Raw genomic sequence first — 23,190 nt, 5'->3', positions numbered from 1 at the left:
TCAGCGCCTTTCCGTGCGGGGGAGCCGGGTGATCGTCGTTGCCTGCTGGGGTGCGTTCTGCCCGCGCAGCTCTTCCACGAGCGCCGCCATGCCGGCGACCGTCGGCACCTGGAAGAGGCTGCGCATCGGCAGCCGGACGCCGACCTTCTTCCTGATGAGGGCGATGAGCTGGACCGCGACGAGCGAGTTGCCGCCCAGCTCGAAGAAGTCCTGCTCGACGCTGACCTGCCGGGCGCCGAGCACCTCGCCCCACAGCCCGGCGAGGGTGGTCTCCAGGTCGTTGCGCGGTGCGACGTGGTCGGACGGCAGCGCGTCCTGGCCGCCGGCGGCGGAGGCGGCGTCCAGTTCGTCGGCCACGGTGTCCTGGGTCAGCTCGCGGACGCCCGCCACGAACTCCGGGAGCGCGGTGGCGTTGACGACCACCTGCGGGCCCAGGGGGACGGCGAGCAGGCGGCGGAAGGCCTCCGCGCCGTCCGCCGGGGGGATGCCGCGCTTGGCGCCGTCGAGGTCGAGGGCGACCCCGGCGGTGGCGGACTCCTCGTTGACCGCCGCGTCCTCGGCGCCGTGCCGGGCCCCCTCGCCGACGGTCCTGGTGACGGCCTCCTTGTCGATGCGCCTCAGGACGAAGTCGGTGATGGTCACCACCGGCTCGCCCGCGTCGTCGTACAGGGTGAGATCGGCGGCGAGGACCTCGCCGCCGCCGGTGTCGCGGTGCCTGGCGTGGCTCCACAGCCGGGCCGGGAGCGGGGCGTGCACGGTGATGCGGCCGTAGCCGAGCGGGAGGTAGCTGTGCTCGCCGGAGACGGCGATGTACGCGGTCGCCTCGTCCAGCAGGGCCGGGTGGAGGGGCAGGTGGTCCAGCTCGGCGGCGACGTCGGGGCCGGCTTCCAGGCGGGCGATCTGCTCGTTCTGGCCGAGGTGCACGGCGCGCAGGCTGTTCCAGTGCGACCCGAAGGTCACCAGGCCGGACGCCGAGGTGAACGGGGCGGCGTCCGCCGAGCCGTACGAGCAGCGGGCCCGGACGTCGGCGAGGTCGCCGGGGTGCTCCTCGGCGGCCACCCACACCGCCGAGCCTCTGGCGTGCTGGGTGGGCTCGCCTCCTGTCACGCTGACCACGTCGAAGTCCATGCCGTCGCCGCTCGGGGTGAGCAGCACCCGCAGCTCGGCGGTGGACCCGTCGGCGACCGGGAGCGGCGCGACGAAGGCGACGTCGCGCAGCTCGATCACGTGCCCTGGGGCGGGGCTGGGCACGGCGGCCTCGAAGGCGGCGCGGGCGGTCTCCAGGTAGCCGGTGCCGGGCATGACGGGCACCCCGGCGACGCGGTGCTCGTTCAGCACCCAGTGGCTCTCGGCCGAGAGGGTGGCGGCGTACCAGGGGCGACGGCCGCCGCTCTCGTGGCGGTGGCTGAGCACCGGGTGGTCCAGGCGGGTGACCCGGTCGCCGCGCTGCAGCGCGCGGAAGGCCACGGGGGCGGCGACCTCGGCCGCCATGCCGACCTCCAGCCAGGCCCCCCAGTTCACCGACACGACGTGGCCGGGCCAGGTGTGGGCGTAGGCGTCGAGGAAGTTGTTGGCGGCGCAGTAGTCGACCTGGCCGAAGCCGCCCGCGACGGCCGTCACCGAGGAGCACAGCATGACGAAGTCGAGCGGCAGCTCGCCGAACACCTCGCGCAGCGCCAGCGTGCCGGTGATCTTGGGTGCCATGACGTTCTCGGCCGTCTCGCGCTCCTTGACCTCGGCCATGCCACCGCCAGGGACGCCCGCGGCGTGCACGAGGCCGTCGACGCGGCCGAACCGGTCCAGCGCCTCGGTCCTGGCCCGGCGCAGGGAGGCGGGGTCGGTCACGTCGGCGGCCACGACGACCACCTCGGCGCCGGCCGCCTCCATCCGGCGGATCGCGGCGACGGCCCGGCGGGTCCGCTCGGGCGTCTCGTGGAGCTCGTGCAGGGAGTCCCACTCCTCGCGGGGCGGCAGCCCGGACCGGCCGAGCAGCACCAGCCTGGCCTCGGCGCGCCGGGCCAGGTCCTCGGCCAGGGTGAGGCCGAGACCGCCGAGACCGCCGGTGATGACGTACACGCCGTGCCGGCGCAGCGGGTCGTCCTGCGGTGGGAGCGGCACCGGCTCGAAGCCGCGCACCCAGCGGCGGCCGGCGCGCAGCGCGACGGGAGAGGGCGGCACGCCCTCCTCGGGGTCGGCGTGCTCCGCGGCCAGCTCCGCCAGCACGGCGGCGGGGTCGTACGGTCCCTCCTCCAGGTCGAGGTGGCGGACGGCGAGCCAGCGGGCCTCCAGCGGGACCACGCCGGTGATCCCCGCGACGGTGGCGTGCTCGGGTCTGCGGACGTCCTGGCCGACGACGCCCTGGGTGCTCGCGGTCAGCACGTCGAGCCGCACCTCGGCGTCACGCTCGGCCGAGGCCAGGGCCTGGACCAGGGCGAGGAGGCTGAAGAAGCCCACGTCCTGGGCGGCTCGCGTCTGCGGGGCGTCGCGCGCGGGGTCGCCGTCCAGCGCCCAGGCGTGGATGATCCGCTGGGGCACGCCCGTCCGGGCGATGAGCGCCTCGTAGTCGTCCCGCTCGGCCGGGCGGACGGTGATGGTGCCGTCGGGTGCGGTGCCGTACGCACTGCCCGCGACCACCGGGACGACGTCGGCGCCGGCGGCGCGCAGCCCTTCCAGCAGCGGCCGCGCCGCCGGTCCGGCGAACACCAGGCAGCGGACGCCCGCGAGCACGGCCGGCGAGGCGGGAGCGACAGGGGCCTGACGCCAGGCCGGCAGGGAGAACCACTCCTCCAGCGGCTGCGCGCCCGTGCTCGGCGGCCGGGGGAAGACGAGCTCGGGGTCGACCGGCGTGTCCACCCAGTGGTGGGCGCGCTCGTAGGGGTAGGCGGGCAGCGGGACGCGGCGGGCGGGCTCGGCCAGCGCCTCGGCGTCGATCGGGACGCCCGTCGTCCACAGGGCGCCGGCCGTCGCGTAGATGATCTCCAGGTCGGGCCTGGCGTCGGCGGGGCCGGGCAGGCTGGCCAGCGGCGCCGGGGAGGTCCGCCCCAGCTGGGCCCTGGCCAGGCCGGCGAGCTGGCGGCCTGGCCCGCACTCCACCAGCCGCCACTCGCCGTCGGCGGCGAGCGTGCTGACGCAGTCGCCGAACCTGACGGCTTCGCGCAGGTGGCGCGTCCAGTAGGCCGGGTCGGTGGCGTCCTCGGCGGTGATCCAGCCGCCGGTGACGTTCGAGAGGAACGGCAGGGCGGGCGCGTGCCGGGCCGCCTGGGCGACGGCCTCGTGGAAATCGCCGAGGATCGGGTCCATCATCGCGGAGTGGAAGGCGTGCGAGGTGCGCAGCGCGGTGTGCTGGACGTCGGTCGCGTCCAGGTGCGCGGCGTACTGGGCGATGAGCTCGGCGGGGCCGGACACGACGCAGGTGCCGGGGCCGTTGACGGTGGCGATCGACAGGCCCTCCGGGAGGGTGTCGCGCACCTCGTCGTGGTCCTGGCGGACGGCGAGCATCGCGCCGGACGGCATGCTCTGCATGAGCCGGCCGCGGGTGGCGACCAGGCGCAGCGCGTCGCGCAGCGGGAAGACGCCCGCGACGGTGGCGGCCACGTACTCGCCGATGCTGTGGCCGATCATCGCGGCCGGCTCCACTCCCCATGAGCGCCACAGGCAGGCCAGCGCCCATTCCACGGTGAACAGCGCGGGCTGGGTGAGCGCGGTCTGGCGCAGCCGCTCGTTGGCGGCCGCGCGCTCGTGCTCGGCGGGGAAGAGCAGGGTGCGCAGGTCGAGCCCGAGGTCGTCGGTCAGCGCCTCGGCGCACTCGTCCACCGCCTCGGCGAAGACCCGTTCGGTGCGGTAGAGCTCGGCGCCCATGCCCGCGTACTGCGCGCCCTGGCCGGGGAACAGCCACGCCACCCGGGGCGTGCCCGCCTTGCCCTTGACCAGGCGCCGGGAGTCCGACAGCGCCGCGACCGCGTCGGCGGCGTCGGCGGCCACCACGGCGGCGCGGTGCGCGAACTGCCGCCGCCCCACGCGCAGGGTGTAGGCCACGTCGGTGAGGTCGATCTCCCGGTCGGTGAGGTGAGCGGCCAGCCTGGCCACGGCGGCGTCCAGCGCGGCGGGCGTGCGGGCGGACAGGTGCAGCAGGTGGGCGGGGCGCGGCGGCGCGGTCGGCAGCGGGGCGGGCGGCGCCTGCTCGACGACCACGTGCGCGTTGGTGCCGCCGATGCCGAAGGAGCTGACGCCGGCGCGGCGCGGGAAGCCGTCGGTGTCCCACTTGGTCAGCGTGTCGGCGACGTGGAAGGGGTTGCGGCCGAAGTCGATGCGCGGGTTCGGCCGCTCGTAGTTGAGCGACGGCGGGATCAGGCCGTTCTCCAGGGAGAGCACGGTCTTGATGAACCCGGCGATGCCGGCCGCGGGGCCCAGGTGGCCGATGTTGGTCTTGACCGAGCCGATGCCACACCAGCCGGCCTCGTCGGTGCCGGCGCCCAGCACGCTGGACAGGGCGGCGACCTCGATCGGGTCGCCCAGCGAGGTGCCGGTGCCGTGGGCTTCGACGTAGGTGACGGTGCGCGGGTCGATCTGCGCGACGCCCAGCGCCTGGGAGACCGCGGCCGCCTGCCCTTCGGCGCTCGGCGCGGAGAAGCCCACCTTGGAGGCGCCGTCGTTGTTGATGGCGTTGCCGATCACCACGGCGCGGATGTGGTCGCCGTCGGCGACGGCGTCGGACAGCCGCTTGAGCAGGACCATGCCGCCGCCTCCGCCCCAGATCGTGCCGGTGGCCGAGGCGTCGAAGGCGCGGCAGTGCCCGTCCGGGGCGTAGATGCCGTCCTGGTGGTACTGGTAGCCCCATTCGGCGGGCATCTCCAGGGAGGCGCCGCCGGTCAGCGCCATGTCGCACTCGCCCGTCCGCAGCGCCTCGCAGGCGACGTGCAGGGCGACGAGCGAGGAGGAGCAGGCGGTGTGCATGGTCACGCTGGGGCCGCGCAGGTCGAGCTTGTACGACACCAGCGTGGCCAGGTAGTCGGGGTGGTTGCCGGTGTAGATGGCGAGGTTGCCGACGGAGGCGAACACCTTCTTGTTCGGGCGGATGTACATCCATTGGTACTCATCCGAGCCGATCGCGCCGTATACCCCGATCTCCCCCCGGTAGCGCCCGGGATCGTATCCGGCGTCCTCCAGCGCCGTGTTGGCGAGCTCCAGGAACATCCGCTGCTGCGGGTCACGCAGCTCCGCCTCACGGGGCGACATACCGAAGAAGGCCGCGTCGAGCGCCCCGTAGTCGGCCGCGATGGCCGCCGCCGGGACGAACGTCGGGTCGTCGAGCAGGTAGTCGGGGACGCCGATGGCCTCCTGCTCCTGCCTGGTGTAGAACTTGACGGATTCGACGCCGTCCACCAGGTTGCGCCAGAACGTGGGCGCGTCCTCCGCTCCGGGCAGCCGGCAGGCCAGCCCCACGACCGCGATCGGCTCGACCCCAGGCTCCTCTTCGTGGTACGTCATTCGGTGCTCTCCCGTCTGGCCTGGTGAGGCCGCTGAGTTGAGGGTCGTGCCCGGCGCGCCGCGACCCGCCGCGCGGCGCGCTCCGAACCGGCCGGCCGCCGCTCGCCGTCGAGGTGTGCGGCGAGTGTCCGTACGGTCGGGAAGCGGAACAGGTCCACGATCGGCACCTCGCGCCCGAGCGAGGCGGCCAGCCGGGCCTGAACCTGAGCGGTGGCGAGCGAATGCCCGCCGATCTCGAAGAAGTTCGCGTCGGCGGAGATCCTCGGCAGGCCGAGCACCTCCCGCCAGACGCCGGCGACCAGGCGTTCCGTCCCCGTGGCCGGTTCCTGGCCCCGCCCTGCGGCGGGACGGTGAGCGGGAGCGGGCAGGCGGGCCCTGTCCACCTTTCCGTTCGGGGTGAGAGGGAGGGTGGGCAGGAGGACGACTTCGGCGGGGACGGCGTGGTCGGGGAGGCCGGCCGCGAGGTGCCGCCGCAGCTCACCCGGCTGGACGGCGGCGCTCCGCGGCACCGCGTAGGCGTGCAGCACCGCTCCCCCGGGCTGCTCGGCCACCTTGGCGGCGGCGGCCAGGACGCCCGGATGGGCCGCCAGGACGGCCTCGATCTCGCCGAGCTCGACCCGGTAGCCGCGGATCTTCACCTGTCCGTCGGCCCGCCCGGCCGGCACGACGCGGCCCTCGCAGTCGTACCGGCCGAGGTCTCCGGTGCGGTAGCGGGCCGTCTCGCCGTCCGGCTCGCGGGTGAAACGCTGCCGGGTGAGGTCGTCGTCCAGGTACGCCTCCGCGAGGCGGCGGCTCCTGACCACCACCTCCCCCAGCTCGCCGACGGCCGCCGGGGCGCCGCCCGCGTTCAGGACGAGCAGCTCCGCCCCGTCCACGCCCCGGCCGACCGGCACCGGATCGCCGGTGCCCGCCGGCTCGCCGGTGATCTCGTGCACGGACTGGGCCTGGGGTGTCTCGGTGGTGCCGTAGGTGTTGACCAGGCGGGCCGCCGGTGCGACCGCCCTGAAGCGGGTCACGTCCGCGTAGGTGAGGCGGTCGCCGCCGAACAGCACCAGCCGCAGGTCCGGCAGCTCGACCCCGGCGGCGGAGATCAGCGTGGCGAGCTGCGGCGTGAGGTGGACGACGGTGACGCGGTTCTCGCGCAGCCAGGAGGCCAGGCGGGCGGGGTCGCGGACGCGGTCCTGGCCCGGCACGCACAACCGCGCGCCCAGCACCAGCGGGGTGAAGACGTCGCGCAGCAGCGGGTCGTGGGCCAGACCGGCCAGCAGGGCGAACCTGTCCTGCGCGGTCAGGCCGAACTCGGCGGTGTACCAGGACAGGAAGCGGGCCAGCGGGCGCTCGGCGGCGCGCACCGGCTTGGGCTCGCCGGTGGTGCCGGAGGTGAACGACAGATACCCGCGCCCCTCCATCGGCACATCCGGCGCCGCCTGCCCGCCCTCCCGGCCTCCCGTTCCCGCGCCCGCCCCGTCGTGCCCGACGGCACCGTCATGATCGTGGCCGACGGCACCGTCACGCGGATCGGCTTCGCCGGCGCGGGGCAGCCAGGCCAGTTCGGGGGGGCACGGGGACACCGGGGCAGGCGATCAGCGCGCGGGCTCGTACCGAACGGGCCTGGGCCGCCAGGCGGGCCGGTGGGAGGGCGGGGTCGAGCATCGCCCAGCGGGCGCCCGCCGCCAGGACGCCGAACATCAGCGCGGGCAGCTCGCGAGTACGGGCCGCCAGGATCGCCACCGCCTCGCCCGGCCGCACGGTCGCGGCGACGGCGGCGGCGGTCGACGCCGCGAGCTCGGCCAGCTCGGCGTAGGTCAACTCACCGTGGGTCGGCTCGCCGCGGGTCGGCCCGCTGTGGGTCGGCTCGCCGCCCGCGCCGCTGACCGCCACCGCGCCGGGGCCGTCGGCCACCTGCTTGAGCACGCGCTCGACCAGGCCGGGGCCGTCCCAGGCGGCCGGCGCGCCAGTCCCGTCGGGCAGCTTCCCCGAGCCCGCCGCCGAGGTCGCGAGCGGGCGGAGGGAGGCCTGCCGTACCGGCTGCTCCGGGGCCGCGACCAGGTCGGCCAGCAGCCGGAGATAGCCGTCCAGCAGCGCCTCGACCCGCTCGGCCCGGAACAGCCGGGGGTTGTAGACGGCCTGCAGCACGTAACGCCCGTCCCGTTCCCCCACGTACAGGGTGAGGTCGAACAGCGCCCCCGGCAGCCCCGGCGGCAGCGGGCCGGCGGTGACGCCCGGCAGGTCCAGCCGGGGCAGGGCGAAGTCGTACATGTTGAACAGGACCTGGATCAACGGGTTGCGCGACAGGTCCCGGCCCGGCCCGAGCCGGTCGACCAGCCGCTCCAACCGCACGTCGAGATGCGCCAGCGCGCCGGACAGCGCCTCCTGGCAGCGCGTCACGTGCGCGTCGAACGCCGTGCCGTCCTCGACCCGCATGCGCACCGGCAGCACGTGCACCAGGCACCCGGCCAGCGGGTCCAGCACCGGGTCACGGCGGTCGGCGACCGGGGTGCCGACGATCAGGTCGTGCTGCCCGGTGAGCCGCCGCAGCACCTGCGCGTACGCGGCCAGCAGCACCGCGTACGGCGTGCCGCCCAGCCGCGCGGCCAGCTCCCTGACGCCGTCGCTGACCCCGGCGTCCGCCTCGGCGGAGACGGACGCCCCCTCGAAGGTCTGCACGGGCGGGCGCGGATGGTCACGGGGCAGGTCGAGCACGGTGGGCGCGCCGTCCAGCCGCGCGCTCCACCACGCGAGGTCCGCCTCGCTCTCGCGCTCGGCGAGCCAGGCCACATAGCCGCCGTACGACGCCTTCAGCGGGGTGAGGGTCTCGCGGCGGTAGGCGCGGCCGATGTCGTCGTACAGCACCTTCTGCGACCAGCCGTCGAACACCAGATGGTGCGCGGTGACGGCCAGGACGTGCTCGTCGTCGGCGACGCGGAGCAGCCGGGCCCGCCACAGCGGCCCCGTCTCCAGGTCGAAGGGCAGCCGGGCCTCGGCCTGCAGGTGCTCGGCCACCTCATGCTCGGGCACGTCCGTCACGGGCAGCGGCACCGGTCCCGGCTGAGCGACCGCGACGACCGGCACCCCGCCGGACTGCGGCACCCGCCACCGGAGCACCTCGTGCCGCCGCGCCACCTCCGCCAGCGCGTCCCGCAGCGCCGCCACGTCGAGCGGGCCCGACAGGCGCTGCGCCATCGCGATGTTGTGCGCGGGGGTGCCGGGGGCCAGCCGCTCCACGAACCACATCCGCCGCTGGATCGCCGACAGCGCGGCCGGGGCCTCGCCCGGCGGCTCGTCCCGCACGGGCGCGGCGCGCTCCGCGCGGCGGGCGATGCCGGCCACGGTCCGGCCGGTCAGCACGTCCTCGACCGCGAGGTCCTTGCCGAGCCCGGCCCGCAGCAGGGCGGTGAGCCGCATGGCGAGCAGCGAGTGGCCGCCACAGGCGAAGAAGTCGTCACCGGGCCCGGGCACCCCGCTCCCGAACGCGACGGCCCACACCCGCGCGACCTCGCCCTCCAGCCCAGCGCTGGTCCCTGCCCCAGGCCCTGCGTCCTGCTCCGTCTCCGGTCGCAGAGCCGCTGGGGTGCTCGGCTCCGTTTCGGTGAGACGGTGGGCGCGCAGGGCCGCCAGGTCGGTCTTGCCCGCCACCGTCAGCGGGAGCGCCGCCAGTCGCACCACCCTGGTGGGCACCATGTACGCGGGCATGCTCTCCAGGCAGTGGGCGCGCACCTCCTCGACACCGGGCGCGTCCCCGGGGGCCAGGTAGGCGGTGACCTCCTTCAGGCCCGTCGCGCCGGTGTCCACGTCGACCACCGCCTGGCGGATGTCCGGGTGGGCGCGCAGCACCGCCTCGATCTCGCCGATCTCCACGCGCTGCCCCTGGACCTTCACCTGCCGGTCCAGCCGCCCGATGAACCCGATGCGCCCGTCACCGTCCAGCACGACCTGGTCCCCGGTGCGGTACAGCCGCGCGCCGGGCTCGCCGTACGGGTCGGGCGCGAACCGCTCGGCGGTCAGCTCCGGCCGGTGCAGGTAGCCCCGGGCCAGCTGCGGCCCGCCGATGCACAGCTCACCGGGCGTGCCGGGCGGGCAGGGCCGGAGCAGGTCGTCGAGGATGTACGCGGTGCAGCCGGGCAGCGCGTGACCGATGGGCAAGGGCCTGTCCCAGGACCCGTCGAGCTCGGTGCCGACGACGCACACGGTCGTCTCGGTGGGCCCGTACCAGTTGTGGAAGCGCCGGGACCCGGGCTTCGACCAGCGCGCGACCTGCTCGGGCCCCGCCGGTTCCCCCGCCGTCAGCAGGTCGCGCAGCCACGGCAGCCGGTCGGGGTCGAGCAACGGCAGCAGCGCGGGCGGGATGGTCCCCCACGTCACCTGGTGCCGCTCCAGGAAGCGCTGAAGCCGTACGGGATCCACCCGATCGCCGTCGGGGATGAACATGACCGACCCGCCACGGGCGAGCGGCGCGAACACGTCCAGCACCGACACGTCGAACCCCAGCGCGGCGAACCCGATCGACCGGCATCCGGCGTCGAGCCCGAACACCTCCCCCGCCATCGTGACGAAGGACACCGCCGAGGCGTGACTCACCACGACCCCCTTGGGCCGCCCCGTCGAGCCGGAGGTGTAGAGCACGTAGGCCGCCGCCTGCGCCGGGATCACGGACGGCGAGCGATCGGCGGGAGGTGGCCCGTCCTCCGCCAGGGTGACCAGGTCGACGGGCAGCCCGGACAGCAGCTCCACGCCGGTGTCGTCGGCCACGACCGTGGTGATCCGCGCGTCCTCGATGATCCCGCTGAGCCGCCGTCGCGGGTGCGACGGGTCCAGCGGTACGTACGCGCCGCCGGACATGAGCACGCCCAGCACGGAGATCAGCAGCTCGGGGGTACGGCGGCCGCAGACGCCGATCCGCACCTCCGGCCCCGCGCCGCACGCGCGCAGGCGGTGGGCCAGCGCCGAGGCGGCCGAGGTCAGCTCCCGGTAGGTCAGCGTCCGATCCCACTGCCGCACGGCCGGCGCGTCCGGCGTACGCCCGGCCTGGGCCAGGACGAGGTCATGCAGCAGCGGCCCGATGCTCATCCCGGTCACGTCGTCACCCGGCCTGTTCGGCGGGCATGTCGAATCTCAGCCGCACCCTGTCGTACGGCACCGCCACTGCTGCCAACGCTTCCCCCCGTGAGGTGTGCAGAGGTAGGTGTACGACCCGCCACCGGGCGAGCCGGTCCAGCCCCGGGCCGCCCTGGGCACGCCAGGGGCCAGGGTCGGCGAGGTCGGGAAAGTCGGCCAGCGCGGGATCGGCCCCCTGGCCGTCGGCCGCCATCAACGCCCGCTTCGCGGCGACGGCCCGCAGGGCCAGCCACCGCCTGTCCTGCTCGGCCGCGCCCTCGATCTGCTCCCGCTCCCCCGCGCTCAACTCCGCCCCACCTCGACCGGCCCCCTCTCTCGCCGGGGTCACGGGCCCGCCGTACGACCTCCCCGGCCCGGACGCAGGGGAGGACGCCACGGACGGCACCACGGGCGACACCGCGGGCGACGCTGCGGGCGACGCTCCCGAGCCCGGCTCCGACGGTGACGAGGCTGCGGCGGGCGGCGTGGTGGAGTGGCCCGCGCGCATCACGGCGACGCCGATGCCGGGGTCGCAGGCCGCGGCCAGCAGGGTCAGGCCGTCGGCGTGGCTGACGGTGATCGTCGCCTGGCCGTCGTAGTGACGCAGGAGCCGGCCGGGGCTCGCGGGGTCGGGGTGCTGGTCGAGCCAGAGGTGCACCTCGTCGGGCTCGGGCGGGGTGTGCCGGCCCGTCAGGTCGGCGGCGACGAGGGCGGCCAGTTCGGCGGGGCGGTCCTTGACGAAGAGGTGGCCGCCCCGCAGCGTGCGCAGGCGGAACCCGGCCGTGGTGTGCCGGGCCCAGCCGAGCATGTCCTCGGCGCCCACTTCCCCGTCGTCGAGGCCGGTGAAGGCGACGATGGGGCAGTCGAGCGGCGGCTCGGGCGCGTACCGGTAGTTCTTGATCCAGGCGAAGTCGGCCCGGAGCACCGGCAGCAGCAGCTCGCGCAGCTCGGGGACGTGCTTGAGCTCGGGGAGCGCGCCCGATCGGCGGACGAGCTGGTCGATGAAGGCGTCGTCGGGCAGGTCGGCGGAGGCGGCCAGCGGCACCTTGCGATGCGGCGGGTGCGCGCCGCCGACATACAACCTGCGAGGCCCGGGCAGGCCGCGACGGCGCAGCTCGCGGGCGACCTCGAAGGCCAGCCGCGCGCCCATGCTGTGGCCGTACAGCAGGTACGGCGCGTCCGTGGCGGGCGCTATCTCGTCGGCGATCTCCTGGACGGTGAAGGCCGGAGGCTCGGCGATGCGGTTCTCCCGGCCGGGAAGCTGGAGGGGGGTGACCGTGAGGTCGGGGAGATCGGTGAGGTCGGTGAGTTCGCGGAGGAGCCCGGTGAAGGCGCTGGCGCCTCCTCCGGCGTACGGCAGGCAGAACATCGTGCGGGCGGAGCGTGGGTCCGAGGGGTGGGAACCGTGCGGCGCCGCGGTCAGCTGGCCTGTGATCGCCCCGCACCTCCCCAGTAGGAGGTCACTGCCGGCCGCGCGTCCGGCCCGGACACCGGCAGCTCGATTCGTCGCTGAATACAGAGGTCGTCAATCGCCATGTTACGGCGCTCCTCGACAAATGCCTCAAAACAACATCGAAATTGATTTACTACGAACAGTCACTACATTTCGTACGATCTTACGCCGAAGCTCGACAGAGACTCTTATATCTATGTTTGGAGCCTGGAGTCAACGGCGCGATTTCGAGCGGGAACCGCAGCCCGCGAAACACAGTTCAAACCTTGACGGACACTTGATCTGTCAGGCCGACGATGATAGGCGCCACACACCCAATCTGACCGAAACTCCGATTCGGCCCCCCATAATCTCGCCCTCGCCCGATTTATCCCATTTTATGCTCTTTTCATATGCTTTAGCCATTTTCACGGCACATGGGCCGCCGTGGGCAGGCGCCGGCAACACGGGCCGGGCCGACAGATCGCCGCCATTCTCGCCCCACCGCAGCGCGAGCCCGCAGAGAAAGAACTCCCGCCGCACGCGCGAGCGCCCATTCCCGAACAACCAAGATCACCCCACCGCGACCTAAGTCACCTGGACAACGATCATTCGGCACGGCCAAAGCGGCCGCCCTGCCATCGACCGGGCTCCCAACCGCGAAAAATCGTCTTTGTCAAGAACCTATATGGCCCGCATATATCGGCCAGGCCGATCGCACATCCAGCCCCCGCGCACCATAATCCCAGCTCGCGCCGCACCGAAACCCCCGCCGAAGGGCAGCACCCTGACACAACTCGGTCACGCCCCGGACTCCCGGAGTTAACCTGACCTTATTCGCGGCGATTCAATGCTTAAAACTTTTCGCATCCATTTTCACTTCGTACGGACTCCGCAGTGATACGCCTTACCTTTCCGCGGCCCTCGCGAAATGGCCACCACATCAGCCGCGCACCCGAATGCGGCGACACCCCGTTCGAGTTTCTCGATCGGCCCGCCCCACGATCTCGGCGAGCGTCCGCCGCTGCCCGGCGACCCGGCCGACCGCCAAGGCCATGACCGAACCGGCACACGCTCCTGACGCCCTTTCCCGAAGTTTCGGCTGGGCCGTTACGACGGGCGAAAGTGTCCGCGCGAGCGATCGAAAAGCATCAACCTCAGGCCTGACGGACAACGACCGCACAGCCCGGCCGTCCGGAAAGCGGATACAAGCCGGCCCGCACCGGGCGACTGTCAGGGGATCCGGCGCTCAGGCGCTCATCCGGCCCTCCTGCTGACGGCGGCGGTCCTCGCCGCTCATCGACCCGCCGCCGTCGGCCTCGCTCTGGTCGGTGGTGCCGGGGGTGTAGTAGCGGCGCAGCCAGGCCGCCAGCCCGTCCAGCCCGGGGAGGAGCATCCGCTCGGTGACGCCCGCCTGGTCGAGCCGTTCCCTGATCTCCGCCTTGACCCGCGGGGGGATCGTCCATCCCCGCCACAGGCGGGGATGCTCGCCGAGCCACTCCTCCACCTGGAACGTCGGCCTGGACGTCGCCGACAGCACCGATGACTGGTTGACCACCCGCTCGTCCAGCGACGGCGGCTCGAAGAAGGCGAGGAACGGCCGGTCGGCGGTGAGCCGGTCGAAGCTCGCCAGGTCGCGGGCCGCCTCTCCCAGCATCTCGGTGGTGAGCACCAACGCCCCTTCGCGCTCCAGCGGCGCGCGCAGCGCCTCGGGCAGCAACTGATGGGTACGGTCACAGTCGACCGCGAGCAGGATGCCGTCCTCATCGGGCCAGGAGGCGGTGGCGAAGTGCAGGGCCACCAGCGGTGAGAAGGTCCAGTCCAGCAGCCGGGTGGGCAGCCCGTGATGCTGGCCGAGCGCCAGCCAGTCCCACACGGTCGGGCCCGGTACCGCGCGGTGGGCGTACTTGCGGAAGTTACGCACCAGGTGCGGTTCCAGCGCCGCGTAGTCACCCTCCAGCCGCGCCAAGCTGGACACGTGCGAGTAGGTGCTCCTCGCCAGGCCGCGGAAGACCAGGGTCGAGTGCGCATGCCCCTGCCTGCGGGACCCGCTGGCCGCGCAGATGGCGTCGTCGAGCTCCCGCCAGGAGGACACCTCTTCCATCCTCATCCGGCCTCCGCTGCCCCGGGCCCGGGTCCCCACACCTGCGACCGGCCGGCACGGGCGGTCAGGAGCCGGCCGGCAGCCGGGCCGGGGTACGGCCGGGAGCCGGCTAGGAGAGGTTGCCTCTCACCTGGCAGGTGCCCGTGTGCCCGTGCCATTCGGTGAGCAGGACGGTCGCGTCGTCATGCAGCCGGCCGTCATGGTGGTCGAGGACGTCCTTGATGAGCCGGCGCAGCGTCTCGGGGACGGGCAGCCGGGCGGCGCAGTGGCGCAGGATGAACTCGACGAAGCGGACCACCCCGAACTCCTCGCCCTGGTGACTGCCGGCCTCGACGATGCCGTCGGTGTACAGCAGCAGGCGGTCGCCCGGTTCGAGCTGTTCGCGGCAGACGGTGACGGGCTGGTCGAGGCCCAGGCCGAGCGGCGGCGCGGGCGGGCAGTCGAGCACGGTGGTCCACCGGCCGCCCCGGATGAGGATGGGCGGGGGGTGACCGCGGTTGACCCAGGTGAGCATGCCGGTGCGCAGGTCGAAGTCGGCCATGATGGCGGTGACGAAACGGGCGCTCTCCCCGAACTCCCGCAGCAGCAGGCCCTCGATGCCCTCGCCGTTGCTGGCCAGGTCCGCGCCGTGGCGGCGCAGGTTGCGGGAGGTGGCCAGGGCGAGGTTGGCGGCCAGCCCGGCGGCGAGGTCGTGGCCCATGGCGTCGAAGATCGCCAGATGGACGACGTCGTCCGCCAGCGCGTAGTCGAAGGCGTCGCCGCCGATCTCGTAGGCGGGCTCCAGCACGCCGGCGACCGTCACCTCGGCGTTGGAGAACGTCAGCGGCGGCATCAGATGCCAGAGCATCTCCGCCGCCACGTTCATCGGCCGCGAACGCACCAGGCGCGGGTAGGCGTCACTGTAGGCGCGTTTGCTCGCCACGAAGAGCGCCACCATCTCGGCCAGCGCGCGGATGACCTGCTGGTCCAGCTCGCCGAGGCCGTCGGCCGTGACGCGCAGCACGCCGAGGCGTTCGGCGCCGTTCAGCAGCGGCACCCACCAGCAGTCCTGGCCGTCCTCCCCGCTTTTGCGCAGGATCCGGTTCTCCTGGAAGGCGCGGCCGCCGTACGTGGCGTCGATGCGCAGCTCGTCGGGCGGTTTGTCGTCTCCCTCGGGCACCTGGGCGTCCGCGTCGGGGAGCAGGCGCAACCTGGTCTGCTGCAGGTCGGCGAGGTAGATCAGGCACTCCCGGATGCCGGCGTCCGGGAGGTACTGGCCCACCAGGGACGGCAGTTGCTCCAGGGTCGCCTCCCCGCCGAGGTCCAGCAGGCTGACCAGCATCCGAGGTACGCCGTGATGGTCGTTCATGGCATTGTGTGCCCCTATATCGCCTGATTCTTGCTGCCAATTATCGACACCTCAAGCGCCTCAATTGTAAAAGGCCATACCAAAGGACGATAAACGGCCCAGGAAAACAGGGGCGCTTTGCCGTACATAAAGCATAAAAGCTAAAAAAATACCCTATAGGGGTCCTGACCTGGCGCCCACCCCACGGATGGTGACCTTGAGCCGGGCCGCGAGGCACGCGGGCGTGACCTGGACGATCAGCCCGCAGGGGCGTGACCCGGCCGGTCACGCCCCTCAGGAGCCGGTCACACGACGGCGCCGGAGCCCTCGCGTGGCCGTTTGGTTCGCGGCTTGGCCGGCTCGGGTGGCGACTGCTTGTCGAATCTGCCGAGCACGATCGCCATCGGCCCCGCCACGAACGACGACGACAAGGTGCCGACCACGATGCCCGCGACCAGAGCGATGGCGAAGTCGCGCAGGGAATCGCCGCCGAAAACGGCCAGGGCCATCAGGATGAACAGCGCGCCCAGTCCGGTGTTGACCGTGCGCGGCATGGTCTGCAGGATCGCCCCGTTCACCGCCTCGGACAGCGGCGCCTTCCGCCGGGCCGCCCACAGCTCGCGTACCCGGTCGAACACCACCACCTTGTCGTTGACCGAGTAGCCGACGACGGTCAGCATCGCGGCGAGGAAGACGCCGTCGATCGGCTTGCCCAGCCAGGCGAACAGCCCGATCACGATGGAGACGTCCACCAGCAGCGCGATCACCGCCGCCGCGCCGAACGACCACCTGAACCGGAAGGCCAGGTAGGCGAGCTGCGCCGCCACCGCCACGGCCAGCGCGATGAGGGCGTTGCGCCGCAGCTCCTCACCGAGGCTCGGGCCGATGAACTCGTCGCGCCGCTTGGTCACCTCGCCCGCCTGGCCCTCCAGCGCTTCCTGGATCTTGGCCACCTCGGGGATGGTGAGCTCGCCGGCCCGCACGGAGACGCCGTCGCCGGACGCCTGCACCACGGCGTTGGGGAAGCCGGCCTGCGCCACCGCCTGCCTGGCCGCGTCCGCCGTCACCGGCTGGGACGTGCCGAACTCCACGAGCCTGCCGCCGGTGAACTCGACGCCGAAGTTCAGCCCGCGGGCGAACAGCCCGGCGAGCGCCACGACCGCGAGGCCGCCCGCCACGGCCAGCCACAGCTTCCTGGTGGACATGAGCTGCGGGTTCCTGCGCGTCAGCCAGGTCCTGACCGAGCCGATGGAGCCGAGGCCCGACACGCGCGGCCCGATCCGGCCGATGACGGTCTGGGTGAGCACCCGGGTGATCAGCATCGCCGACACCAGCGAGGCCAGCACACCGATGCCGAGCGTCACGCCGAAGCCCTTGACCGGGCCGGAGGCCAGCCAGAACAGCAGGCCGGCGGCGATCAGGGTGGTGATGTTGGAGTCGGCGATGGCGCTCCAGGCGTTCTTGAACCCCCGGTCCAGCGCCGCCTTCAGGCCGCGCTCGGGCGCCTGGTGGTATTCCTCCCTGGCCCGCTCGAAGACCAGCACGTTGGCGTCGACGGCCATGCCGATCGCCAGCACGAACCCGGCCAGCCCCGGCAGCGTGAACGTCGCGCCCATCGCCACCAGCACGGCGTAGGCGATCAGGCCGTAGCAGACCAGCGCGACGGCGGCGAGCAGTCCGACGAGGCGGTAGACGGCGATGATGAACAGCGTGGTCGCGATCAGGCCCACGATGGCGGCCTTGGCGCTGGCCTCGATCGCGTCCGCGCCGAGCGTCGGGCCGACCGTGCGCTGCTCGACCAGGTCCATCGGCACCGGCAGGGCGCCGCCCTTGATCAGCACGGCCAGCTCGTTCGCCTCCTCGTGGGTGAACGAGCCGGTGATGTCGGTGCCGCCGCCGGGGATGCCGACGCGGCACTGCACGGACGGGTCGACCTGCGGCGAGGAGATGATCTCCTTGTCGAGTACGATCGCGACCCGCCGCTCCGTGTCGCCGACGGGCGCGCAGGCGGCCTCGCCGGTCATCTTCTGCCAGGCGCCCGCGTCGCGGAACTGGACGCTGACCCACCAGCCGGGCCCGCGCTGCGGGTCGCTCTCGGCCGCCGCGTCGGTGATGCCGTCGCCGCTGATGACGGGCGGGCTGAGCTTGAGCAGCTGCCCGCTTTCGTCGGGCAGCGCCGTCTTGTCACCCTTCTCGGCCAGGCCCTCCACGGAGTGGAAGGCGAGCTGGGCGGTGCGGCCGATGACCTCGGCCGCCTGCTGGGGGTCGAGCACGCCGGGGAGTTCGACGATGATCCGCTTCTCGCCGGAGCGGACCAGCGTGGGGTCGACGACCCCGAGCGCGTCCGCCCGGCGGCGGAGCACGTCGAGGGCACGGTCGGTGGCGGCCGAGTCCGCCTTGATCGTCGGCGAGTCCTTCGTCTCGAAGACGAGCTGGGTACCGCCGCGCAGGTCCAGGCCCAGGCGCGGCTCAGTGGTGAATGCGAGGAACAACGAGGTCGCGATGACGGCGAACGCCGCCAGCGCGCGCCACAAGGGCGCACGTGACATGGAGACCTCCACAGGGCTCAAAAGAAAGAAAAAGGTGTCTTCAGCGCGCTGTGGAGGGTGGCGCCCGCGCGGGCGTGGCGTTCCGGTGACCCGTCACGGGGGCGCCGGTGGCGGGCCGCCGCACGACGGTGGCCCAGGCGGTCCGCGCGTGCGGGCCGCCCGACGCGAGCACGACGGGCCCGCCGCCGATCATGTCGGGCGAGCCGGTCCGCGAATGCGCCGAGGCCGGCTGGAAGGGTGTCTGCCGGGCGCCGGGATGCTGCTCGGCGTGCCAGGTCGCCTCCTGCACCGCGACGACCCGGGCGGCGGCGTGGGCGTGCCCGGAGGCGGGCAGCATCCAGGACAGCAGCAGGAGCAGCGCGGCGGGCAGTCTGGTCCGCACAACGCCTCCCCTCTGCCACGGTCGATCCGCCCGTTCGGTCACGGGCCCTCTCACCGTAGCCTGCGCCCGGCGTGCCCGCCGGAAACATCGCCGTGAGTGGCGGCCGAGGCAAGTGCCCTTCGCGGGAAAGTGGGCTATGGTCGGCCTCATGGCGACCTGGGGCACTTCCCGTGACTCCGCCGCTTCCCGAGCGGTGGCGGTCCTGCTGCTGCTTGCCCTGGTCATGGCCGCTTCCGCGCCCACCTGGGCGGGCGGCGGCGTCGAGCGCTCCAGCGCCGCCGGCGTGATGACGCCGGGCTCCGAGGTCTCCGCGCTGTCCACCTTGCCGTTGCAGCCGTTCAGGGGCCCTGAGCACCTGCCGCGCCTCGGGCTGCCCCGCCACGACTCCCCGCCCGCCTCCGTGCGGCCCGCCCTGGCCTGGTTCGAGGCCGGTTCGGCGAGCATCCGCGGCCCTCAGCAGCCTGGGCACCGGGCTGCGGGCTCGCGCAGTCCGCCGACCGCCTGAAGGTCCCCGTCCTTCCCCCTTGCCGCCCTCCAGGAGGCTCACGCGGGCGCCGCGACGCGCCCAACGGCACCGGGGCTCATCGGCGTATCCGCCTCGCGGGCAGCGCCGGATTCCTCAGGCTGGGAGCGATGACTCATGGCTTCATTGCAGACATTCATGCAGGACTACGACCACCACCTGGCACGCCTGGAGGAGCTGCGGGAGCTGCTGGAGGAGCGGCTCACCGCGGCCCGTGACGTGCTGGCCGGGATCGCGCTGCCGAGCGCGGCGGAGCCGGCCAGGGAGCAGGTCGCCGCGATCGAGGCGGCGCTGGAGCGGATGGACCGCGGCCTTTACGGCACCTGCCGCCGGTGCAGCGCCTTCATCCCGTACGAGGTCCTGCTGCGCGCTCCGCAGGAGCAGCTCTGCGCCGGCTGCCGCGGCGCGGAGCGAGCAGGAAGTACCGGACGAACAGGTAGTGCGGGACGAGCAGGGGATACCGGACGAACCGGTAGTGCGGAGCGAACGGGGACCGCGGCTTGATCGGTGACGACCGCGCGCCCGGCCTCACCCGCCGGGCCACGGTCGTCCTGCGCATGCCCCGGTCCTTGATGACGGCCCTCGCCACCCACTGACCATCGACCGACCATCGACGAATTCGGACGCCGGACCCCGGCGTCCGCTCAAGCACGCGTCCTGACCGGCGGCTGATGACGGGCGGCTGATGACGGGCAGCTGATGACCGGCAGCTGGTGACGGGCGGCGCCCGTCGAGCGAGACGGCACCCGGCGTCACACCACATGCACCCGCCCGCACGGCTCCGGCGCCCTACGGGCGATCACCTTTGGACGGCCTGTCAGCCGTGCCACGACTTCACGAAGGAAACACCCATGACTCAGCACGACGAGTTCACCATGATCAGCGACACCCAGGTCCAGGTCATCACCGAGCACCTCCGGGCGCAGCTCATCTGGCGCACCTCGCGGCTCGACGAGCTCAGGGCACTGGTGGACAGCGGCGGAACGGACGACGGGTCACGGCAGAGCGTGCTCGCCGACCTGGCCGCCACCGAGCGGATGATCACCGACATCAACAAGAGCCTGGAGCGGCTGGCGGACCGCTCCTACGGCCGATGCGTCGACTGCGACTCGTCGATCCCGTTCGAGCGGCTGAAGATCAGGCCGTTGACCCGCCACTGCATGCCCTGCCGTCAGCGGCATGAGGCTCGCTGACGACATGCCGCGCGCCCGGTGCGGGCGCGCGGCGTCAGCCCTGTCGAGGGGCGACCGCGGCCGGGGCGCGTCATGGTTGAATCTTGCGAAGCGTTGATGTTTCCATGGCTCGTGAGTTCCTGGTCGTGTGGGGGGATAGTGCTGCAAGCGCGGGAGAAGGCGACGCGGGCCGCCTGCGGACGCGTCCGGTGACGTCGCAGGGGGCGCTGCGGTGGCTGCCGTTCGTCGTGCTGTTCGCGGTGGCCGTGATCGACTTACTCGCCGGGCCGTCGCTCGGCTTCCTGCCGCTCCTCACGCTCGGCCCGACGTTCGCGTCGGTGTCCGGCGGCGTCCGGCGGACCGCGATGGTGGGGCTGGTGGCGATCGTCATCTGCGTTCCCCTGGCCTATTACAACGGCCTGCTGTGGAAGCGGCAGAACACCATCACCATCGTCACGATCGTCGGCGTGACCGCCGCGAGCATGCTGGCCGCCCATCTGCGGCTCAAGCGTGAGCGGGAGCTGGCCAACGTCCGGCTCGTCGCGGAGGCGGCCCAGCGCGTCCTGCTGCGCCCGGTCCCCCGGCGGGCCGCCGACCTGCGGGTGGCGCTGTCCTACACCTCCGCCGCCGCCGAGGCGCAGATCGGCGGCGACCTCTACGAGGTCGTCACCACACCGCACGGGGTACGGCTGCTCATCGGTGACGTGCAGGGAAAGGGGCTGGAGGCGGTGGAGACGGCGGCCTGGGTGCTCGGCGCCTTCCGCGAGGCCGCCTACGACGAGGCCGAGCTGTCGGAGGTGGGCGAGCGGCTGGAGGCGAGCCTCGCGCGGCATCTGAGCGGCGAGACGTTCGTCACCGCGATCCTGGCCGAGGTGCACAGGTCGGAGATCTCGCTGTTCAACTGCGGTCATCCGGCGCCGTTGCTGATCAGCTCCGACGGGCGGATCACGCCGATGGACCCCCCGCACGAGGGGCTGCCGCTCGGACTCGGCTCACTGGCCGCCGACCGGCCGAAGGCGCACCGGGTGATGTTCGAGAACGGGGACCAGATCCTGCTGTTCACCGACGGGGTCATCGAGGCGCGGAACACCGCCGGCGAGTTCTATCCCCTGACCGAGCGGGCCGGGCTGCTGATGGGCGGCGACCCGCAGGCGGCGCTGGACTCCCTGCGGGGCGACCTGGTCCGGCACGTCGGCGGGCCGTTGCTCGACGACGCGGCGATGCTCCTGCTCCGCCGCATCCCCGCCTGAGCCTCCCGGCCAGGGTGACCGGGGCCGCCGCATGCCGTACTGTTTGGACAGTTGCCCAAGTCGTTCGTCCAAAGGAGGGGGCATGGCATCTGTTTCCGCCGAACGTGGCCGGACCACCCGGCAGCGGCTGCTCGACGCGGCCGTTCCACTGATCAACGAGGTCGGCTGGGGCGGCGTGAGCACGCGCCTGGTCGCCGAGCGGGCCGGGGTCGCGCCGGGCGTGGTGCACTACCACTTCTCGTCGGTGACCGGCCTGCTCATCGAGGCCGGGATCGGCTTCGCCGGCGTGATGTTCGAGCAGTTCCTGAAGGAGCTGTCGAGCCGGGCCACGATCGGCGAGGGAGTCGACTGGATGCTCGGCGAGCTGTCCCGCTACAGCGGCACCGACCCGGCCTCGCTGCTCATCGTGGAGATGTACCTGGCCTCCACCAGGCAGCCGGAGCTGCGGGCCCGGCTCAACGAGCTGCTCGCCCGCTTTCGCGCCGAGACGGCGTCCTGGCTGCGCGAGCGGGGCCATCCGGGTGACGCCATGGCGGAGGCGACCGTGCTCGCCGCGGCGGTGGACGGCATCATGCTGCACCACGCCCTCGACCCCGGCCTCGACCTCGCCACGCTGGCCGGGCCGCTGCGCGCGCTGTTCGTCCGGGCGGACGCATGAGGGCGCTCATCTGCGGCGCGGGGATCTCGGGGCTGACGCTCGCCTGGCATCTGGAGCGCGCCGGTTGGGAGGTGGAGCTGGTCGAGCGCGCGCCCGCATTCCGCGAGAGCGGCTACCTGATCGACTTCTTCGGCCCCGGCCACCAGGTCGCCGAGCGGATGGGCCTGCTCCCCCGGCTGCTCGACGTCCGCTATCCGGTCAGCGCGGTCGACTACGTCGACGGCGCCGGCCGGACCACGAGCCGGCTGACGATGCCGCCCGACATGTTCCAGGTGATCAGTCTGCTCCGCGGCGATCTGGCCCGGGTGATCCAGGAGCAGGTCCGTTCCCCGATCCGCTACGGCACCAGCGTCGCGTCTGCCGAGCGGTCCGGCACGATGGCCGACGTGCGTCTCACCGACGGCACCCGGCGGACGGTGGACCTGCTCGTCGGCGCGGACGGCGCGCACTCGCGCGTGCGGGAGCTGGTCTTCGGGCCGGAGCACCGCTTCCTGCGCTATCTGGACCACCAGGTGTCGGCGTACATCCTTCGTGACGAGGAGCTCAGCCGGCGGATCGGGGCACGCTATCGGATGCTGACCGTACCCGGGAGGATGGCGGGCGGTTACGCACTGCGGGACGGGCGGCTCGCCCTGCTGTTCCTGCGCCACGAGACCGATCCCGCGATCCCGGCCGACCCCGCCGCCGCGCTCCGGCGGCACTTCGGCGACCTGGGCTGGATCCTGCCCGAGGTGCTGCCCCGCTGCCCGCCTCCGCCGGAGCTCTACCACGACCAGGTGACCCAGATCGAGATGGCGCGCTGGAGCGAGGGGCGGGTGGTGCTGCTCGGCGACGCCTGCCAGGCCGTGTCGCTGTTCGCCGGGCACGGCGCGTCGCTGGGGATGGCCGCGGCCTGGGTGCTGGCCGACGAGCTCGCCCACGGCGAGGTGGCCGGCGCGCTGATCCGCTACGAGGAGCGCATGCGCCCCGCCGTCGAGGAGGTGCAGCGGGCCGGCCGCCGTTTCGTGAAGTGGATGGCGCCCGCGACCCGGCGGCACATCGTGGCCCGCGACCTGATGATCCGCCTGGCCGGGCTGCCCGGACTCGGCCGCTTGTTCGTCAACTCCCTCAGCCCCGGCGGCCACCGGCTGATCACCAGCCGCGCCGACCACCTCGACGACCACCTCGACGATGCCCGCGACAGGGCCTGAGCCGGTACGCCGGGCGCGAACC

14 protein-coding genes are annotated in these 23,190 nt (G+C 73.1%); 6 read left to right on the top strand and 8 right to left on the bottom strand.

Going from position 1 to position 23,190, the window contains the following annotated elements; translation table 11 throughout:
• The 8 genes from ACIBQX_RS42005 to ACIBQX_RS41970 all read right to left on the bottom strand — a co-directional run bounded on the left by ACIBQX_RS42005 (nt 1) and on the right by ACIBQX_RS41970 (nt 18,375).
• On the bottom strand, nt 1-5,487 hold the full coding sequence (locus ACIBQX_RS42005; RefSeq protein ID WP_397014786.1) for an SDR family NAD(P)-dependent oxidoreductase: 5,487 nt from the start codon (nt 5,485-5,487) through the stop codon (nt 1-3).
• Complete coding sequence (locus ACIBQX_RS42000; RefSeq protein WP_397014784.1) at nt 5,484-7,058, bottom strand: AMP-binding protein; 1,575 nt, start codon at nt 7,056-7,058, stop codon at nt 5,484-5,486. The genes ACIBQX_RS42005 and ACIBQX_RS42000 overlap by 4 nt, the downstream gene beginning before the upstream one ends.
• Entirely contained in the window at nt 6,997-10,554 is a 3,558-nt protein-coding gene (locus ACIBQX_RS41995; RefSeq protein WP_397015140.1) for an amino acid adenylation domain-containing protein, read from the bottom strand. The genes ACIBQX_RS42000 and ACIBQX_RS41995 overlap by 62 nt, the downstream gene beginning before the upstream one ends.
• A gap of 13 nt (nt 10,555-10,567) precedes the next feature.
• Nucleotides 10,568-11,950: a thioesterase domain-containing protein gene (locus ACIBQX_RS41990; protein ID WP_397014782.1), complete on the bottom strand. Its 1,383-nt coding sequence runs from the start codon at nt 11,948-11,950 to the stop codon at nt 10,568-10,570.
• A 1,312-nt stretch (nt 11,951-13,262) separates the two neighbouring features.
• Nucleotides 13,263-14,123 (bottom strand): FRG domain-containing protein, encoded by an 861-nt coding sequence (locus ACIBQX_RS41985; protein ID WP_397014780.1) that lies wholly within the window; start codon nt 14,121-14,123, stop codon nt 13,263-13,265.
• Nucleotides 14,124-14,226: 103 nt separating this feature from the next.
• Complete coding sequence (locus tag ACIBQX_RS41980; RefSeq protein ID WP_397014778.1) at nt 14,227-15,465, bottom strand: PP2C family protein-serine/threonine phosphatase; 1,239 nt, start codon at nt 15,463-15,465, stop codon at nt 14,227-14,229.
• A 284-nt stretch (nt 15,466-15,749) separates the two neighbouring features.
• Nucleotides 15,750-17,993 carry a protein translocase subunit SecD gene (gene secD, locus ACIBQX_RS41975; RefSeq protein ID WP_397014776.1) on the bottom strand — a complete coding sequence of 748 codons (2,244 nt, stop codon included), beginning with the start codon at nt 17,991-17,993 and terminating at the stop codon, nt 15,750-15,752.
• A gap of 40 nt (nt 17,994-18,033) precedes the next feature.
• Nucleotides 18,034-18,375: a hypothetical protein gene (locus ACIBQX_RS41970; protein WP_397014774.1), complete on the bottom strand. Its 342-nt coding sequence runs from the start codon at nt 18,373-18,375 to the stop codon at nt 18,034-18,036.
• A 148-nt stretch (nt 18,376-18,523) separates the two neighbouring features.
• On the opposite strand from ACIBQX_RS41970, the gene ACIBQX_RS41965 reads away from it, so the two are divergent.
• The 6 genes from ACIBQX_RS41965 to ACIBQX_RS41940 all read left to right on the top strand — a co-directional run bounded on the left by ACIBQX_RS41965 (nt 18,524) and on the right by ACIBQX_RS41940 (nt 23,168).
• Nucleotides 18,524-18,880 (top strand): hypothetical protein, encoded by a 357-nt coding sequence (locus ACIBQX_RS41965; protein WP_397014772.1) that lies wholly within the window; start codon nt 18,524-18,526, stop codon nt 18,878-18,880.
• A gap of 135 nt (nt 18,881-19,015) precedes the next feature.
• Nucleotides 19,016-19,402: a TraR/DksA family transcriptional regulator gene (locus tag ACIBQX_RS41960; RefSeq protein WP_397014770.1), complete on the top strand. Its 387-nt coding sequence runs from the start codon at nt 19,016-19,018 to the stop codon at nt 19,400-19,402.
• A gap of 347 nt (nt 19,403-19,749) precedes the next feature.
• Complete coding sequence (locus ACIBQX_RS41955; RefSeq protein WP_397014768.1) at nt 19,750-20,091, top strand: TraR/DksA family transcriptional regulator; 342 nt, start codon at nt 19,750-19,752, stop codon at nt 20,089-20,091.
• Between the two features lie 104 nt (nt 20,092-20,195).
• Nucleotides 20,196-21,320 carry a PP2C family protein-serine/threonine phosphatase gene (locus ACIBQX_RS41950; RefSeq protein WP_397014766.1) on the top strand — a complete coding sequence of 375 codons (1,125 nt, stop codon included), beginning with the start codon at nt 20,196-20,198 and terminating at the stop codon, nt 21,318-21,320.
• Between the two features lie 82 nt (nt 21,321-21,402).
• Complete coding sequence (locus ACIBQX_RS41945; RefSeq protein WP_397014764.1) at nt 21,403-21,978, top strand: TetR/AcrR family transcriptional regulator; 576 nt, start codon at nt 21,403-21,405, stop codon at nt 21,976-21,978.
• Nucleotides 21,975-23,168, top strand: coding sequence for an FAD-dependent oxidoreductase (locus ACIBQX_RS41940; RefSeq protein ID WP_397014762.1), 1,194 nt, complete (start codon nt 21,975-21,977; stop codon nt 23,166-23,168). The genes ACIBQX_RS41945 and ACIBQX_RS41940 overlap by 4 nt, the downstream gene beginning before the upstream one ends.
• Nucleotides 23,169-23,190: the final 22 nt, after the last annotated feature.

The sequence above is a fragment of the Nonomuraea sp. NPDC049714 genome (assembly GCF_044465295.1).
Taxonomy (GTDB): domain Bacteria; phylum Actinomycetota; class Actinomycetes; order Streptosporangiales; family Streptosporangiaceae; genus Nonomuraea.
The sequence above is the reverse complement of the archived record's forward strand: the minus strand, read 5'-3'. Positions and strand labels throughout refer to the sequence as shown.

Excerpts from the sequence above, each read along its gene's own strand:
- ACIBQX_RS42005 (WP_397014786.1), bottom strand. The coding sequence starts at position 5,487 with ATGACGTACCACGAAGAGGAGCCTGGGGTCGAGCCGATCGCGGTCGTG.
- ACIBQX_RS41995 (WP_397015140.1), bottom strand. The coding sequence starts at position 10,554 with ATGAGCATCGGGCCGCTGCTGCATGACCTCGTCCTGGCCCAGGCCGGG.
- ACIBQX_RS41990 (WP_397014782.1), bottom strand. The coding sequence starts at position 11,950 with ATGTTCTGCCTGCCGTACGCCGGAGGAGGCGCCAGCGCCTTCACCGGG.
- ACIBQX_RS41985 (WP_397014780.1), bottom strand. The coding sequence starts at position 14,123 with ATGAGGATGGAAGAGGTGTCCTCCTGGCGGGAGCTCGACGACGCCATC.
- ACIBQX_RS41980 (WP_397014778.1), bottom strand. The coding sequence starts at position 15,465 with ATGAACGACCATCACGGCGTACCTCGGATGCTGGTCAGCCTGCTGGAC.
- secD (WP_397014776.1), bottom strand. The coding sequence starts at position 17,993 with ATGTCACGTGCGCCCTTGTGGCGCGCGCTGGCGGCGTTCGCCGTCATC.
- ACIBQX_RS41965 (WP_397014772.1), top strand. The coding sequence starts at position 18,524 with ATGGCGACCTGGGGCACTTCCCGTGACTCCGCCGCTTCCCGAGCGGTG.
- ACIBQX_RS41960 (WP_397014770.1), top strand. The coding sequence starts at position 19,016 with ATGGCTTCATTGCAGACATTCATGCAGGACTACGACCACCACCTGGCA.
- ACIBQX_RS41955 (WP_397014768.1), top strand. The coding sequence starts at position 19,750 with ATGACTCAGCACGACGAGTTCACCATGATCAGCGACACCCAGGTCCAG.
- ACIBQX_RS41950 (WP_397014766.1), top strand. The coding sequence starts at position 20,196 with ATGGCTCGTGAGTTCCTGGTCGTGTGGGGGGATAGTGCTGCAAGCGCG.
- ACIBQX_RS41945 (WP_397014764.1), top strand. The coding sequence starts at position 21,403 with ATGGCATCTGTTTCCGCCGAACGTGGCCGGACCACCCGGCAGCGGCTG.
- ACIBQX_RS41940 (WP_397014762.1), top strand. The coding sequence starts at position 21,975 with ATGAGGGCGCTCATCTGCGGCGCGGGGATCTCGGGGCTGACGCTCGCC.